The organism is Microbacterium sp. NPDC055903, assembly GCF_053615555.1.
Genome location: NZ_JBSHCA010000001.1, coordinates 827,600 through 843,314 on the forward strand (window position 1 = coordinate 827,600; position 15,715 = coordinate 843,314).

Consider the following 15,715-nt stretch of genomic DNA (forward strand, 5'->3'; position numbering starts at 1 on the left):
GCATCATTCGTAGCCTCCGACGGTCACGACGCGGTCGCCGATGGCGATGACGTCGCCGAGCCGGATCGTCACGCGCTGTCCGGGCGGGCAGGGGATGGAGGCGCCGTCACGGATGATCGTCGTGCCGTTCGTCGACCCGCGGTCGATGAGCCAGCCGCCTGCCGCCTCGGATGCCGCCTCGAAATGCGTCTTGGAGAGCGAGAGCGTCTCGTCGCGCACCGGAACGACCACGGCGCCGTCCTCCGCTGCGGGATTGCGCCCGAAGACGGTGCGCCGCGAGACAGACACGCGCGTGCCGTCATCCCAGATGAACACCAGCCGATGACCGGGGACGCTGATCCTGGTCTGCTCGATGTCGCCGTCGTCCGGGGTGGTGAAGGACGGCGCCGCCTCGGTGGGGGCAGGCGCCGGAGCCACGACCGGCGCGGGTGCAGGTGGCGTCGCGGGTTCCGGTGCGGGCGGGACTACGGGCGCGGCTGCGGGCTCGGGTGCCGGCACGGCTGCGGGCGCAGGCGGGGCTGCGGGAGCGGGCGGTCCGGCGGGTGCGGGGTCGCGCGGCGGCGGGCCGTCGAGCGTCACACCGGGGACGAACGCGATGACCCCGTCTCCCGCCGGCGGCGCCGGAGGCGCGGTGACCGGTGCCGGCGGGCGCGGCGGCACGATGGTCTGATCCATATCGACCGGGGCGGGGGGCGCGGGAACCGCTGGCGCAACGGGTGCGGGTGCCGGGGGGACAGGCGGGCCGACCGGATGAGCAGGAGCCGGCGCCGGGGCGGCGTAGCCGGGCATGATCGGCGCCGGAGCGCCGGCCGGCAGCGGCGGAGCAGTCACCGGGGCGGCAGGGACGGCAGGAGCCGCGCCGATGCCGTTGACGACGGGCATCGCTGTGGTCGCCGGAGCCCCCGCACCTCGGGCGTCGAGGAGGAGCGATCGGGTGGCCTTGTCATGCCATCCCTGGAACCTGCCGGAGCCGTCGAACAGCGGCGAGAAGTAACCCACCACGATCGAGCCCGCGAGCCCGAAGACGATGTTGCGCAGCAGCGCACGCCCGAATCCGATGGGCTGCCCCGTCTGGGCATCCACCAGTCGCACGCCCTGGGCGCGCATGCCGATGGAACCCGTCTTCGACTGCATGAACGTGTAGACCAGCATCCAGGCGAGCAGCGCGAGCGAGACCAGCGGCGACCCCAGCACGAGGATGGAGAGCATCGACTCCACGCTTCCGCTCGCGAAGGCGACGCCGATGAGGATGCCGCCGAGCACGATGCCCAGCCCTGCCGCGATGAGCGCATCGAGGAGATAGGCCACCGCGCGCCGCTGGATCGGGGCGATCTGCCCGAAGGGAACCGTCGTCATGCGCTCTCGCTCTCCGAGGTGGGGGATGTGCTCTTGTCGATCGTGCCAGGTTCTCGCCGGATCCGCGCGGCTGCGGCGTCCTTCAGACCGGCGAAGCGGGAGGAGAGGCCGGAGCCTCCCAGCACGGAGCGCAGGTTCAGACGCGCCTTCAGGCGCTTGAAGAACCCGGCATCCTTGCCGAGGCCGCCGACGATGCCGTCGACCTCCGCCCAGAACGCATCGACCTGCTCGGCGGTCGGCTCGCCTGGGCCGAAGACGTCCGCATCGGCGCGGCGGGCCAGCACCGTGACCGCCGGCACCGTGAGAGCCTCCGCGACCTGACCGGCCTCTTCCGTCCTCGTGCCGCCGGGCGCGATGCGCGCACCGTAGTCCACGGCGCGGTCAGTCAGCTCGTCCCAGCCTCCGCTGATCCGGTCCGAGGTCCGCTCCGCGGTGCGCCGCGCGCGGCGCTTCGCCGCCTTCCACGCGCCGATCACGATGAACGGGGATGCCAGGAGCGCCAGCACGCCCAGCGTGAGGCCGCCGATGGCGAGGATCGTGCCGATGAGACCGGCGAGGTTGAAGTCCTCGTCCTCCGCCTCGCGGTCGTCCGGCAGCGTCGGCGGCAGATCGACCGGCTCCTGCGGCGGGGGCGGCGGCTGCAGCACCTGCGGCTTGGGCTCGGAGCGAGGCTTGGTGTTCTGGTCGTTGGGGACCTTGTCCTCCGGCGGGGTCGGGTCGAAGGCGACCCATCCGAAGCCGGCGAAGTCGACCTCGACCCAGGCGTGCAGGTCGTCGCCCGTCGCGGCGAAGGTCGCCGATGCGGCATCCTCCTCGTCGGGGTAGAAGCCCATCACGACGCGCGCGGGGATGTCGAGCTCACGGGCCAGGAGCGTCATGGCGACGGCGTACTGCTCGTCATCGCCGATCATCTGCTCGCCGCCCAGGAGGGTCGTGATGCGCTCCGAGGTGTGCCCGGCGCGCGAGATGACCTCGCCCTCCAGACCGTGGCTGAAGAACCCGCCCTCGGCGAGGAACACCTCCAGCGCCCTAACCTGCTCGATCGGGGTCTCGGCATCCTTGACCGTCTCGGCGGCGATCGAGGCGAGCTCGTCCGGCACGTTCGACTGCTTGGGCAGCTCCACCGCGGCGAAGTCAGCGTCGGAGAGCTGCTCGTCCTCGAGATCCTCGGGGAGCACGACGTCGAGGGTGTACGCGTCGCCGTCGGCCAGGGGCACGGTCGAGACGCCGGTGCCGCTGCCCTCGTTGTAGTACGTCGATCGCCGCAGCTCCTCGGCGCTGCTCCCCTCATAAGCGAGCTCGCGCACGCGGCCGGCCGTGGGGATCCATTCGCCGGAGTACTCGCCGATCTCCACCTGCAGGGTGGCGGCCACCCCCTCCGCCTCGGCGGACATGTTCCCGCGCAGCGGCGAGAAGGCCCCGGAGGAGCCTGCGCCGTCGTCCGAGACGTTGTAGACCTGCCCGTCGAAGTCGTCCATGGCCGCCAGGCGCATGCGCGCGCCCTCCGGCAGGCCCTTCACCGTGAAGAGGGTGTCGTCGCGGTCGTCGCGGATGTACTTCCGGTACGACTGCAGCGGGCTCGGGTACTCGCGGATGTTGAACGGCGGGATGATCGTGTCGCGGAACACGAGCCGCGGGCTCGCCGGGTCCGCGACCGCACTGGTGGCGACGCCGGCCCCGGCCGCGACGACGAGCACGGCGGCTCCGGCGCCGATGCGACGCCAGCGCATGTGCGCGGCCCGCGTCGGATCGACCTCGCCGACCGAGACCGCGGCGTTCTGCGGGGCCCAGAGCTGACGCAGCGAGAGCCAGCCGATGCTCACGAGGGCGAAGACGAGCCCCTGGACCACTGGTACGGCGGGCGTCGGGACGCCCAGCGCGATCGTGAGCATGAGCGCGGCACCGGCCGGGATGAGCGCCCAGCCCGCGTGCGAGAGCCGCAGGGCGAGTGATCCGGTGACGACGCCCGCGACGAGGAGCAGGAGGAAGGGGACGAGCAGATGACCGTCGGCAGCGGCGACCGGGGCCACCGTGGTGAGCATCTGCTTCCACGACGTCACCGTGCCGACGGCGAGCCACTGCAGGGTGTCGATCGTCGGGATGACCCCGGCGAGGGTCGTGTGCGGCAGTGCGAGCGCCCCGCCGAAGACGAAGTAGACCGCGATGGTGAGCCCGGCGATGACGAGCACGCCCCATCGACGCCAGGCGCACACGCCGGCGACGGCGAGGCCGAGCAGGATCGCGCCGATCGCGGCGCCGAGATAGCTCGGGCCCGCGAAGGACGGCCAGAACCCGGCGGCGGCGACGGCGAGCAGCAGCGCGGATGCCGTGAGGTCGAGCACCCACCGGCGGATGCCGATGGGGGCGGGAGCGGCGGTGGCGGCGGTGGTCATGCGAGCACCTTCTGCAGTGCGATGGGAAGCTGCTCGAGAGAGCCGACGGTCACGACATCCGCCTCAGCGATACGGCGCAGCGTCGGCGTCTCGGCGCGGAGGTCCACGACGACGGCCAGCACGCGCGCGCCGAACGGCACCCTGGCGCATGCGGCGCGGAGGTCCTCCGAGGACGCCTTGGCACCCGTGACGAGCACGACGAAGCTCGCAAGGGCCATCGTCGCCGAGAGAACACCGGCGAGCTCGTCGATGCCGCCCTCACGGGGCTTGGACACCTCGACCGTCGCGAGAGAGTCGAGCAGCTGCTTGCCCGTGCCGGCGGGCAGCTCTCGTCCCTGCACGCGCAGGTCGACGCGCTGGGAGTCCCTGAGCGCTCGCAGGCCGACGGATCCGGCGACGGAGACGGCGCGCTCGAACTCCTCCGGCTCGGCGTACTCGGCGGAGTTCAGCGAGAGACCGATGACGAAGTGCGAACGGCGGGTCTCCTCGAACTGCCGGACCATCATCACGCCCGTCCGTGCGGTCGAACGCCAGTGCACGTGGCGCAGGTCGTCGCCCGGCTGGTACTCCAGCAGCGCATGGAAGGACACGTCGTCGCGGGAGAGGTCGGCGGCCGGCATCCCCTCGAGGTCGCGGAGGAAGCCGAGCGACTGGCCGTCGAACAGGACGGTCTTCGGATGCACGTAGAGGTCGACGGGTTCGTCCCGCCGGTGGGCGCGCTCGAAGAGGCCGAGCGGGTCGCCTCGGACGACGCTGACAGGGCCGACCTTCACCACGCTGCGCTTCTGAGTCGGGATGGCGAAGAGCTCCTCGGCCTGCTCCCCCGGCGCGAGACGCTGGATGCCGAACTCTCCACGGCCAGAGCCGACCGGCAGCACGACGCGCGAGGGCAGGATCGCCCTGCCGCTGCTGTTCTTGAGCGTGAGGGCGCCGACGGCGCGCTCACCGACGACGACCCGCGTACGGGCGAGGTCGAGCGAGACGTCATAGGCGGTGCGCCCGATGAGGAACAGCGCGCACAGGACGACCGTGATGGCGATGACCACGGCTGCGACGGTCAGCTCCCACCAGCCGAGCGCCTGGCCGACGATCCACAGCCCCACGCTCGCGCCGATGAGCACCCACGCCAGCGGGCGGATGGCTGATGCGATCAGCCGGAGACGCATCCCGAGCCGGGAGCCGACGACCATCGCGATGTCACGCCAGCCGGCTTCGCGAGCGATCGTCTGCGCCGAGGCCGGAACGGTCTCCGAGCTCATCACGCCGCCGATCGCGCCTGGGGCGCAGCGACCGCGTCGAGCACGCGGGAGATGACGGTGTCCGCCGTGGTGCCGGCGAACTCCGCCTCGGCATCCAGGAGCAGACGGTGCTGCCACGCGGGGCGCACGAGGGTCTTGATGTCGTCGGGAAGGACGTAGTGACGGCCCTGCGCGGCCGCCCATACCTTCGCGATGCGCACCATGGCGATCGCGCCACGCACCGAGACGCCGAGGCGCACGCCCTGGTCGTTGCGGGTCGCCTCGGCGAGCTCGGCGACGTAGCGCAGCACCGCGGGCTCGACGTGGGTCGACGCGGCGAGATCGGCCATGTCGGCGACGGCACCGGTGGTGATGATCGCCGAGAGGCTCGAGGAAGGGTTGCGGTCGGACGCACCGGCCAGGATGCTCTCGGTGACCGCGAGGTCGGGGTATCCGATCGAGGTCTTGATGAGGAAGCGGTCGAGCTGCGCCTCCGGCAGCTTGTACGTTCCCGCCTGCTCGACGGGGTTCTGCGTAGCGATGACGAGGAAGGGGCGCCCTGTCTCGTGCGTGACGCCGTCGACCGTGACGCGGGACTCCTCCATGACCTCCAGCAGCGCGGACTGCGTCTTCGGCGAGGCGCGGTTGATCTCGTCGGCCAGCACGATCGACGCGAAGATCGGCCCCTTGTGGAACTCGAAGCGGTGCGCCTGCTGGTCGTAGATAGTCACGCCGGTGACGTCGGAGGGCAGGAGGTCGGGCGTGAACTGGATGCGCGCGCTCGTCCCCTGCACCGTGGCCGCCAGCGCCTTCGCGAGGCTGGTCTTGCCCGTTCCCGGGGCGTCCTCCAGCAGCACGTGTCCCTCGGCGAGCATCGCCGCGAGCACCAGGCTCACGATCTCGCGCTTGCCCTGCAGGGCCTTGTCGACGTTGTCGACGAGGCGGGAGAAGGTGCCCTGGAACCAGGCGGCCTGTTCGGGGGTCATCGTCATGTCTGTTGATCTCTCTTGATTCTGAAAGGGACGGGGCCGACTACGGTCTCGGCCACCACGATTTCTCAGTGTCGGCGCCGCCGCCCCAGCCGAGGATGTCGACCCAGGCCTCGATGCCGTCGCGGCCCAGGTAGCAGCCGATCTGCGCCGAGCCGTTGCCGTTGAAGTTGACGCTGTAGGTGTAGTTGCTCACACCGTTGGGGTAGGCGCTGGAGTAGCACTTCACGGTCTGGTTGCCGATGTTCAGGTTCTCCCAGTGCACGACGAACTTGGCGCAGCCGTTCACGCAGCTTCCGGCGAGGTCGCCCTGCGTCACCCAGACGCGGGGCTGCGGCGGAGCACTCGTCGATCGGGATGCCGTGCCGTCGCTGGACCATCCGGCGGCGTTGTGCACCTGGACCCGGATCGAGTGGGACTGGCCGTAACCGTTGCCGACCGTCGTCGAGCCGTTGACGTTCACGCTCTGCCAGCCGCCGCCGTTGACGCTGATCCGCGCCTGATCGAGCGCAGCACCGTTGTTGCCGTTCCCGCTCCACGAGAACGTGATCGACTGGCCGTTGTTCTGGGCGCTGACGTTCGGTGCCGGCGGGATGCCGTACGGCGTCACGGAGTTCGAGCCCGCGGACCCGTCGGAGATGTACTGCTTGCCGTCGACCGTCGCGACCGCACGCACGCTCACCGAGTACGACTGCCCGTTACTGACTCCCGAGATGGTCGTGCCATCCCAGTTGCTCTGCCAGCCGCCGCCCTTGTTGAGGTTGAACTGGTAGCTCGTCTCCCCGGCCGATGCGCCGTTGAGCTGCGAGGCGCTGAGCTGGTACCCGGACAGCTTGATCCACCCGTCACCCGTCGTCGCCGTAGGGCGTGGCGGGGTGTCCGGCTTGATGACGCCTCGGCGGGGCGCCGAGGCATCGCTCCACGCACCCCAGTCGGCCTTGTTCTGCGCACGCACCTTGTAGGTGTACGCCGTCGTCGAGGTGTCGACGACGACCGCCTGCGAGGTGCTGCCGGCCGCGACGTTGATCGTCTGCACACGGGTCGACCCGTTGTACACCTCGAGCTGGTAGCCGTCGATCGCGTCGCCGTTATCGTTCGGCGCGACCCAGCTCACCATCATCTGCGCGCGAGGCGGCACAGCCTGCATCTCCGCAGTCGTCGGTGGTGCCGGCTGCGCCGGCGGGCCCGCGGGGATCTCGGGCAGTGAGGGCTGGCTCATCGTCGACGGCTCGGGCGCGAGGTTGTGCGCTTGGATCGTCGCCGTGTACGAGGTGCCGTTCTCCAGGCCTGTCCAGGTGTACGTGTTGCCCGTGATGTTCGTCTTCGTGCCGGAGCCCACACCACCGGAGAGGACGATCGTGTAGTACTCCACCGGCGAGCCTGGTGTCGTCGGCGTCGTCCAGTCGATCTTCAGCTCCTTGTCGCCGAAGGTCAGAACTGGAGCGGCCGGCGTGTCAGGACGCGCGTCAGGACGCGCCTCCGCCGAGGACGGCGACGGGTCGGACTCGCCGACGCGGTTGGTCGCGGTGACCTGGAAGAGGTACTTGACGTTGTTCGTCAGGCCGTCCAGCGTGCACGTGGTCGACGAGCACTGCTTGGTGTACGGGTCGCCCTGCACGGAGCGCACCGTGTAGCCGGTGATCTCGGCGCCGTTGTTCGCCGGCGGCGACCAGGACAGCACCACGGTACGGTCCTGCACGCTCGAGACCGTCGGCACGCCGGGAGCATCCGGCTTGCCCTGCACAGTGACGACGATGGTCCCGTCGACCTCGCGGTCGGGGTCCTCGGTCATGTCGCCGATCCGGTAGCGAATGTTCATGGTGCCGACGAACGTCGCGGCCGGCGTCACCTCGACACGGTCGCCGACGACCTTGGCCTGACCGTCGCCGCTCTCCCTCGTCGCGCTGAGCAGGGTCAGCTCGCCCTCGCCGACGAACGGGTTCACGTCGTTCGCGAGCACGTCGACGGTGATCGTCTCGCCCTGGTTCGCCTCGTCGATCGTGTCGGTGTTGGCCGTCGGCAGCTCGCGCGTGGATGCCGTCACCGTGACGTCGACGGTGCCCTCGATGGGCTCGGTCTCGCCGTCGGAGATGCGGACGACGATGGATGCCGCGGTGCCCTTGGGCGTGTTCGACGCGGCCTCGACGAGCAGCTCGGTGCCCTCGACGCGCGCGCTCAGGCCGTCGGTCGTCCCGCTGACGTAGGTGAAGGTGTGCTTGCCCTGGTCCTCGGGGTCCGGGTCGTCCGTCAGCTCGGCGAGATCGATGGATGCCGGCGCCTCACCGGGCGCGACGTTCAGCTGGCCGCGGATGAAGGTCGGCTGCTGGTTCTCCGGCGGCAGCACCGTGACGGGGATCGACAGCGTCGCCTTGCGTCCTTCGGGGTCGTCGGGGCCCGTGCCGTCGGTCACCTCGAAGTTCAGGGCGTCCGATCCGAAGTACCCCTCGGCCGAGGTGTAGACGAGCGTGCGCTCATCCTTGATGAGGTTGTCGCCGTTCGCGTGCGCGGCGCTCACCTTCTCGGCCTCCGTGATCACGACCGAACCGCCGCCTGCCACGGTGACGTAGTCGGCGAGGGGGACCTCGATGGTCTCGCCGCTGACGACCTCGATGCCCTTCGTGGAGTCGACCACCGGTCGCAGGTCCTGCAGCGCGGGGACGAAGATGAACGACGACGTCGACTGCTCGTCCTGGTCGGTGATCGTGTAGCGGATGAGCTGACGCTCTTCTCCGATCGTGACGCGCACCTTGCCGTTCTCGAGCACCTCGCCGCCCGGCTCGCTCTCCAGAGCCAGCGACTCGGTCGTCCCGTCCGGGTCCTCGTCGTTCGCGAGGACGTCGACGTCGACGGTCAGCTCGTCCTTGACGTCCTCGGACTTCACCCTGTCGTCCCTGGCGATCGGGTACAGCAGCGGCACGTCCTCGTCCACGGTGATCTGGATGACGGCCTTCGCCTCGGCTCCTCGGTCGTCGACGATCGTGTACTGCACCGACGTCTCCACCGGGAAGTCCGGCGCCTGCACGAGCACGCGGTCGCCCGAGACGCGGGCGTCGAGCCCAGCCACGCCCTCAGGGACGGTGACGCCGCCCTCGACGAGCACGACCTCCCCGCCCTCAGGGTCGGAGTCGTTGAGCAGCACGGGGACAGCGACCTCGCGGCCAGGCCGCACGACCACGGAGTCCTTCACCGCGTACGGGCTCTGGTTCGCCTCCTCGCCGGGGGCTACGCCCACGCGGACCGTCGCGGTGCCCTCCTTGCCGAGGTTGTCACGGACCTTGTAGCTGAACGTGTCGACGCCAGCGGCATCCTCGAACGCCTGGTAGACGAGATAGTTCTGCTCGACCGTCACCTGACCCATGCTCGGGTTGGAGTCCAGCCCGAGCAGCTCGACCGAGTCGCCGTCGGCGTCGATGCCGTCGAGCGGGATCGCGATGTTCGCCGTCGCTCCGCTGATCGTGCGCGCCGTGACGTCCCTCGGCCTCGGTGCGGCGTTGCGCTCCTCATCGACGGCGAGAATCTGGATGGTGATGTATCCGGCATCCATCTGACCGTTCTCGTCGACCACGTTGTACGTCGCGTACACGGTCTTTGCCTCAGGCCCCGCACGGAAGCGGACCGAGTCCTGCGAGACGAAGGCCTCGCCGTCCTCCGGGTCGATGAACGGCTCGATGAGCTCGGGAGCGACGTGCATCGCCGCGTCGTTCGGATGCGTGTCGTTGTCGAGCACGGGGATCGTGACGACGTCGCCCGCGCGGACGACGACCGTGTCATCGTTCGCGACCGGCGGCAGGAGTTTGTCCGGTGCAGGGATCGGGATGACGACGACGTCGCCCTCCGCGGTCTTGGACCCGTTCGAGATGCGGTACGAGATGCGCACCTGCCCGGAGATGCCGCCCTGATCGCCGATGCGCAGCGTCTCGTGGTTGAGCACGGACACCGAGACGCCGCTGCCCGGCTCGACCGTCACGGACTGCACGACGAGGATGCCACCGGCGGGATCGGTGTCGTTGTTGAGCACGCCGACGAGGACCTCGCCGCCCGTGGGCAGCAGGGCGACGTCGCGCACCGCGATCGGCGGAAGGTCCTCCTCGGACTCCTCCTCGACATCGATGCGGACGATGCCCGTCGCCGACGGCACGCCGGCCGTCACGAGGTACTGGACGTAGTAGACGCCCTTCGACTCGGCCTTGAACGTGAAGGTCTTGTTCGGATAGTCCGGCACGATGGTCGCGCCGTCGACCGTGTCCACCCTGTTGAGGCGAAGCTGCTCGCGGCTCGAGCTCGTGTCGTTCGCCGTCGGGGCGACCGTGACCTGCTGGCCGACCTTGGTCACGACGTGATCCGCGTTGGTCTTCGGCAGCGTGGAGCCGGTGGGGCGGACATCGAGCTGGATGACACCGCTCGCGATCTCGCCCAGCGCATCGGCCACCGTGACCTGCACCTCGTAGCGGCCGGGGGCGCTCGCGACGGCACGGTAGGTGATCTGGCCGTCGGTCGTGAAGTCGACCTCGTCGCCGGGCGCGGCCACGACATCGCGGAGGTAGACGTCGTCGCCGTCAGGGTCGATCCAGTCGGGCAGGACGTTGTACGAGATCGTGCCGCCGGTCTCCACGGCGAGCGTGCTCTTGCGCTTGGCCTCCGGAGCGCCGTTGACGCTGAGATCGTGCACCTCGACGACCACGGTCGCGGTGTCCTTGCCGCCCCGGCCGTCGTCGACCTCGTACTCGAAGGTCGCGGTTCCCGAGGCATCCTCGTCGACGGCGATCTGCAGAGCGCTGCCGTTGTTGATCGGCTGCACATCGCCGATCGAGGGCTGCTTGCTGGAGAGGGAGGCCACCAGCACGTCGCCGTCGGCGTCTGTGTCGTTGTCGAGGACGGGCAGGTAGGTCGTGCCGCCCGGACGCACACCGAACTCGTCGTCCTCGGCGATCGGCACGGTGTTCTGCTCGCTGCGCTCGGGGAGCGAGGTCTCCACCGTCTCCTCGGTGGTGTCCTCCTCCTCCTCGGTCTCACCCTCGGGAGGGGTGATGTCGTTCCAGTTGTCGACCTGCTGCAGGCTTTCGGTCGCCAGCCACGCGGCGCCGCCGACGACGTCGTTGAGGACGATGACGTCGCGGTTAACGCGGAAGGTGAGGTTCGCCCCCGGTGCGACGTCGGGGATGCTCTTGACGAGGTCGTTCGAGTCGGTGGCGCAGTCGCGGACGAACATCCCCGAGCCCGACCACGCCCCGTACGCGCATCCGAGCAGCGAGACCGGCGCGGCGGCCGAACCCTCGGCACCTGCCTCGGTCGCGACGACCTCGGAGCCGTCGAGCGGCACGCTCAGCAGCGCGGACGAGGTGGCGACGGTGACGGCATCCGCGTCGGCGGACGCCTGCTGCAGCACGGCCGTGTCGGCGCCGTCGATCTCGGTGCGGAACCCGCCAGGGGTCGTCACGACGCCCTGTGCGGGGTCGAGGACGACGGGCGTCGTGCCGACCGCGGTGATGGTGGGCGAGCTGCTCGCCTCCACCCCGTCGATGGAGGCCGTCGACGCCTCGAGCGGATCGCCCTGCGTGTCGACGGGAATGGTGACGACCTCTGAGCGCTCAGCGGAGACGGCGAAGACCGTGCCGTCCGCGGCGACGGTCACATCCGCACCGCGACCCAGCTCGGCCGTCGGATCGGCGCCGGCGTACTCGAATCCGGCCAGCGACTGGACGGACTTCACCCAGAGGTACCCGGATGCGGTGTCGAGGATGGCCGCCGTCTTGTCGCCGAGCGCGACCTTGGCGGCACCGGGGACGGCCGTGCTGTCGCCGAGCGACACGCGCGCGGGGTCGACCAGGCCGACCGTGGACTCCTCCTTGTTGACGACGACGATCGTCGACTCGTCCTGGAGGATGTCGAAGTTCTCGGCGCTCGTGCGCAGACCGCCGTCGAGGACGGTCGACTCGTTGTTGAAGTGGCCGACGAGCAGGCTCGACGACTTGGTGATCCAGACGCCGCCGTCGTTGAGGTCCACCTCGGTGGTCGGGTTGCCCTCGTAGGCGAAGGCGAGCGTGGTGATCGTCAGAAGGCCGGCTGTCACAGCGGCCGCCGATGCCAGCGTCTTGGGTCGCGCTCGTACCCAGCTCAGCGCCTTCATCCCCGGTTCCCCCCTGGGTCGATGATCGTGGTCCTCGTCCATGTGGAGCCACGCCAAAGGCACGCCTCCCACCGAGACATCCTAACCGGCCGCGCGACACGCGCGAGATGGGGAGATGTCCCCACCCGATCAGCGCGCGCGCCAGCAGCCTTCGATGTGGTCGTCGACCATGCCGGCGGACTGCATCAGCGCGTACATCGTGGTGGCTCCGACGAAGCGGAATCCGCGCTTGCGCAGCGCCTTGCTCATGGCTGTCGACTCCTCGGTCACCGCCGGCACGTCCGCGAATGCGCGCGGCCTGGTGCGCGGCGGCGGGGCGAACGACCACATCAGCTCGTCGAGCTCGCCCTCCGCCATCTCGGTCACCAGCCGTGCGTTGCCGATGGTCGCGAGGATCTTCGCCCTGTTGCGAATGATCCCAGCATCCTGCATCAGCCGCTCGACGTCCTCGTCGCCGAACTCCGCGATGGCCTCAGGGACGAAGCCGGAGAACACCTCGCGGAACCGGGGACGCTTGCGCAGGATGGTGATCCAGCTCAGCCCGGCCTGGAAGCCCTCCAGCGACATCTTCTCGAACAGCGCCCTGTCACCGTGCAGCGGGGTGCCCCACTCCTCGTCGTGATAGCGCTGGTACTCGGCATCCGATCCGACCCACGCGCACCGCGCCCGGCCGTCGTCACCGGTGAGAAGAGAGGTCATTCCGCCAGGCTAGCGGGGGCCTCCCCCATCCTTCGCTCCCTGAGCTTGTCGAAGGGAGGCCCGACCGCCCGCTTCGACAAGCTCAGCGAGCTATGAAGCTCCCGCTCCGCGAACGGGACACCTTCCGCACGCTTCGACAAGCTCAGCGAGCTATGAAGCTCCCGCTCCCTGAGCCTGTCGAAGGGAGGGCCGACCGCACGCTTCGACAAGCTCAGCGAGCTATGAAGGGACGCTCAGCGAGCGGAGGGGGACGCTCAGCGAGCGGGGGGACGCTCGGCGAGCTCTGCCGCGTCAGCGCTGCTGCTTCTTGAGTGCCTTCTCCGAGATCGGCGCCGCTCCGGAGGCGGCGAGGTCGGCGTAGTACGCGCGCGCCTCGTCCTGACGACGCTGTTCGGCGCCGCTCGCGATCGGCGCGCGCACGTGCTCCGGCTCATAGCCGAACGCGCCGACGAGGTCGAGCGCGTGCGGACGGAGCCGCGCACACAGCCGGTCGATGTAGCGGGAGACGGCCGCCGCGCGCTGCGCGGAGAGCCTGCCGTTGATGAGATACCAGGCGAGGTGCTTCTCGATGAGCTGCAGCCCGAACAGGTCGCGCAGCCAGGTCAGCACGGTCTTCGTGTCCTCGTCGCCGACGCCGTTCACGGCATCCGTGAACGCCTCCCACTGCAGCAGCTCGCCGTGCGCCCGCGCGGCCTCGATGAGCTCGGCCTGGTTCTCGTTGAACAGCCGCTCACCGAGCGCCTTGTCCTTGCCCGCCGGGCGCAGACGGCCGGCGACGTCAGCGACCATCTGCTGCACGCGGTCGGCCAGCAGCTCGTGCTGCTGCTCCTCGCGCAGCCCGTTCTCCACCGAGCGCGCCGTGGAGCCGAAGTCGGCGACGGCCTGACCGAACTGCCGGAGCCCCGCGCCGTGGAACACCTTGCCCGCCGTCTGGCCGACGGCGAACTTCGCCAGCGCTGCAGCATCCTTGCCCTTGAACTGCCGCGCGTAGTCGGTGAGCAGGCGCTTGCCCACGAGCTGGAGCAGGACGTTGTTGTCGCCTTCGAAGGTGACGTAGATGTCGAGGTCCTGGCGAAGGCCGACGAGACGGTTCTCGAACATGAAGCCCGCGCCGCCACACGCCTCGCGCGCCTCCTGCAGCGTGTCGAGCGCATGCCACGTGGACAGCGGCTTCAGCGCGGCGGCGAGCGTCTCGAGGTCCTCGCGATCCTGCGGAGTGTCTGTCGCCCCGGAGAACACGCCGTCGAACTTCTGCAGGAACTCGTCGTGCGCGAAGATCTGCGCGTAGGTCGTGGCGAGCCGCGGGAGCAGGCGGCGCTGGTGCTTCCCGTAGTCCAGCAGCACGACCTCCTGGCCGTCCGCTCCGTCGAACTGACGGCGCTGCGTCGCATAGGTGATCGCGATGTGCAGGCCGAGGGCGGATGCCCACGACGATGCGCCATCCAGCGAGACGCGGCCCTGCACGAGCGTGCCCAGCATCGTGAAGAAACGCCTGCCTGGGCTGTCGATCGCGCTGGAGTACGTGCCGTCCGGCGCCACGTCACCGTAGCGGTTGAGCAGGTTCTTCCGGGGGATGCGCACCTGGTCGAAGCTCAGCCGGCCGTTGTCGATCCCGTTGAGCCCGCCCTTCAGCCCGTCGTCCTCACGGCCGATGCCAGGCAGATCGACGCCGTCCTCGCCGCGCAGCGGCACATAGAAGCAGTGCACGCCGTGGTTGACGCCGTTCGTGATGAGCTGGGCGAACACGGTCGCGGCGATTCCGTGCAGGGCCGCGTTGCCGAGGTACTCCTTGGTCGCCGCGCGGAACGGCGTGTGGATGACGAACTCCTCGGTCGCAGGATCGTACGTCGCCGTCGTGCCGACCGCGGCGACGTCGGAGCCGTGGCCGATCTCGGTCATCGCGAAGGCGCCGGGGATCTCCAGCGACATGATGCCGGGCAGCCACCTGTCGTGGTGCTCTGCTGTTCCCAGCTGCAGCACGGCGGAGCCGAACAGCCCCCACTGCACACCGGACTTGATCTGCAGGCTCGGGTCGGCGACGACGAGCTCCTCGAAGCCCGCGATGTTCGCGCCGTTGTTCTCCTCGCCGCCCAGACGCTTCGGGAAGGCCCTGTGCACCGCCTTGTTCTCTACGAGCAGGTGGAGCTGACCGAGCACGCGCTCGCGGTGCTCGTCCTTGCCGAGGTCGTCGATGCGCCAGAACGCCGGATCCTTGATCAGCGCACGGGCCTCACGGCGGGTCTCCGCCCAGGTGCCGAGGAGCAGATCGTTCACGACAGGGACGTCGATGCGCACGGCGTCGTCGGAGGAGGGAGTCGTCGAGGGGCGGACGGCTGCGTCGACCATGGGGGATCCTCTCAGAAGAAGTCAGGATGCGTCGATCGTAGAACTCCTCCAAGCCCAGACAAAGCACCCTGTGCGCTTCCTCTAATCGCCCCGCGGCCCGAGCCGCCGCCTCCTTGTCCCGACCCCACATTCGGCCCGTACGGTGGAGGCATGACGACCGCTCTCTACCGCACGCAGGCGATCAACCGAGACGGCGGAGACGGCGTCAGCGCCGTGCCGGGAGGCCTGTCGGTGAAGGTCTCCTCCCCTCTCGCCGCGGACTTCGATCAGGCGGCATCCAATCCGGAGCAGCTGCTCGCCCTGGCCTGGTCGACGTGTCTGAACGCCACGGCGCAGGCCGTGCTCGCCGGTGCGACCAGGAGCGCCGTGCGTGTCGAGGTGGAACTGCATCCTGCCCCGGCGCGCGGTTACGAGTTCCGCGTCGAGGCATACCTCTCGGTGGAGGGCGCCGACGAGGATGAGACCGCGACCGTGCTCGCTGCGGCGCATGCCCGCTGTCCGGTCTCACGGCTCCTCGGCGGATCCGCGACCGTCCACGTGCACACCGAGCCCTATCGCGCCGACTGA

The 15,715-nt window shown here is 69.8% G+C and carries 8 protein-coding genes; 1 reads left to right on the forward strand and 7 read right to left on the reverse strand.

Annotated features, from left to right (window positions below; all coding sequences use genetic code 11):
• Positions 1-3: 3 nt before the first annotated feature.
• From ACWGJP_RS03815 to ACWGJP_RS03845, 7 genes are all read right to left on the reverse strand, one after another.
• Positions 4-1,356, reverse strand: a complete 1,353-nt coding sequence (locus ACWGJP_RS03815; protein ID WP_452328419.1) for an RDD family protein — start codon at positions 1,354-1,356, stop codon at positions 4-6.
• Entirely contained in the window at positions 1,353-3,749 is a 2,397-nt protein-coding gene (locus ACWGJP_RS03820; protein ID WP_452328420.1) for a transglutaminase-like domain-containing protein, read from the reverse strand. Before ACWGJP_RS03820 ends, ACWGJP_RS03815 begins: the two co-directional genes overlap by 4 nt.
• Positions 3,746-5,008 carry a DUF58 domain-containing protein gene (locus tag ACWGJP_RS03825; protein WP_452328421.1) on the reverse strand — a complete coding sequence of 421 codons (1,263 nt, stop codon included), beginning with the start codon at positions 5,006-5,008 and terminating at the stop codon, positions 3,746-3,748. Before ACWGJP_RS03825 ends, ACWGJP_RS03820 begins: the two co-directional genes overlap by 4 nt.
• A complete protein-coding gene (locus tag ACWGJP_RS03830; protein WP_452328422.1) occupies positions 5,008-5,979 on the reverse strand; it encodes an AAA family ATPase in 972 nt (323 codons plus the stop codon). The genes ACWGJP_RS03825 and ACWGJP_RS03830 overlap by 1 nt, the downstream gene beginning before the upstream one ends.
• Positions 5,980-6,019: 40 nt before the next feature.
• On the reverse strand, positions 6,020-12,103 hold the full coding sequence (locus ACWGJP_RS03835) for an Ig-like domain-containing protein (protein ID WP_452328423.1): 6,084 nt from the start codon (positions 12,101-12,103) through the stop codon (positions 6,020-6,022).
• 129 nt (positions 12,104-12,232) lie between these two features.
• Positions 12,233-12,802, reverse strand: a complete 570-nt coding sequence (locus ACWGJP_RS03840) for a DNA-3-methyladenine glycosylase I (RefSeq protein ID WP_452328424.1) — start codon at positions 12,800-12,802, stop codon at positions 12,233-12,235.
• Between the two features lie 291 nt (positions 12,803-13,093).
• On the reverse strand, positions 13,094-15,148 hold the full coding sequence (locus ACWGJP_RS03845) for an acyl-CoA dehydrogenase family protein (protein WP_452328425.1): 2,055 nt from the start codon (positions 15,146-15,148) through the stop codon (positions 13,094-13,096).
• 150 nt (positions 15,149-15,298) lie between these two features.
• Here ACWGJP_RS03845 and ACWGJP_RS03850 point away from each other — a divergent pair, with 150 nt between their 5' ends.
• On the forward strand, positions 15,299-15,715 hold the full coding sequence (locus tag ACWGJP_RS03850) for an OsmC family protein (RefSeq protein ID WP_452328426.1): 417 nt from the start codon (positions 15,299-15,301) through the stop codon (positions 15,713-15,715).

Bases quoted from the DNA above. Each gene is read 5' to 3' on its own strand.
- ACWGJP_RS03815 (WP_452328419.1), bottom strand. From the start codon at position 1,356: ATGACGACGGTTCCCTTCGGGCAGATCGCCCCGATCCAGCGGCGCGCG.
- ACWGJP_RS03820 (WP_452328420.1), bottom strand. From the start codon at position 3,749: ATGACCACCGCCGCCACCGCCGCTCCCGCCCCCATCGGCATCCGCCGG.
- ACWGJP_RS03825 (WP_452328421.1), bottom strand. From the start codon at position 5,008: ATGAGCTCGGAGACCGTTCCGGCCTCGGCGCAGACGATCGCTCGCGAA.
- ACWGJP_RS03830 (WP_452328422.1), bottom strand. From the start codon at position 5,979: ATGACGATGACCCCCGAACAGGCCGCCTGGTTCCAGGGCACCTTCTCC.
- ACWGJP_RS03835 (WP_452328423.1), bottom strand. From the start codon at position 12,103: ATGAAGGCGCTGAGCTGGGTACGAGCGCGACCCAAGACGCTGGCATCG.
- ACWGJP_RS03840 (WP_452328424.1), bottom strand. From the start codon at position 12,802: ATGACCTCTCTTCTCACCGGTGACGACGGCCGGGCGCGGTGCGCGTGG.
- ACWGJP_RS03845 (WP_452328425.1), bottom strand. From the start codon at position 15,148: ATGGTCGACGCAGCCGTCCGCCCCTCGACGACTCCCTCCTCCGACGAC.
- ACWGJP_RS03850 (WP_452328426.1), top strand. From the start codon at position 15,299: ATGACGACCGCTCTCTACCGCACGCAGGCGATCAACCGAGACGGCGGA.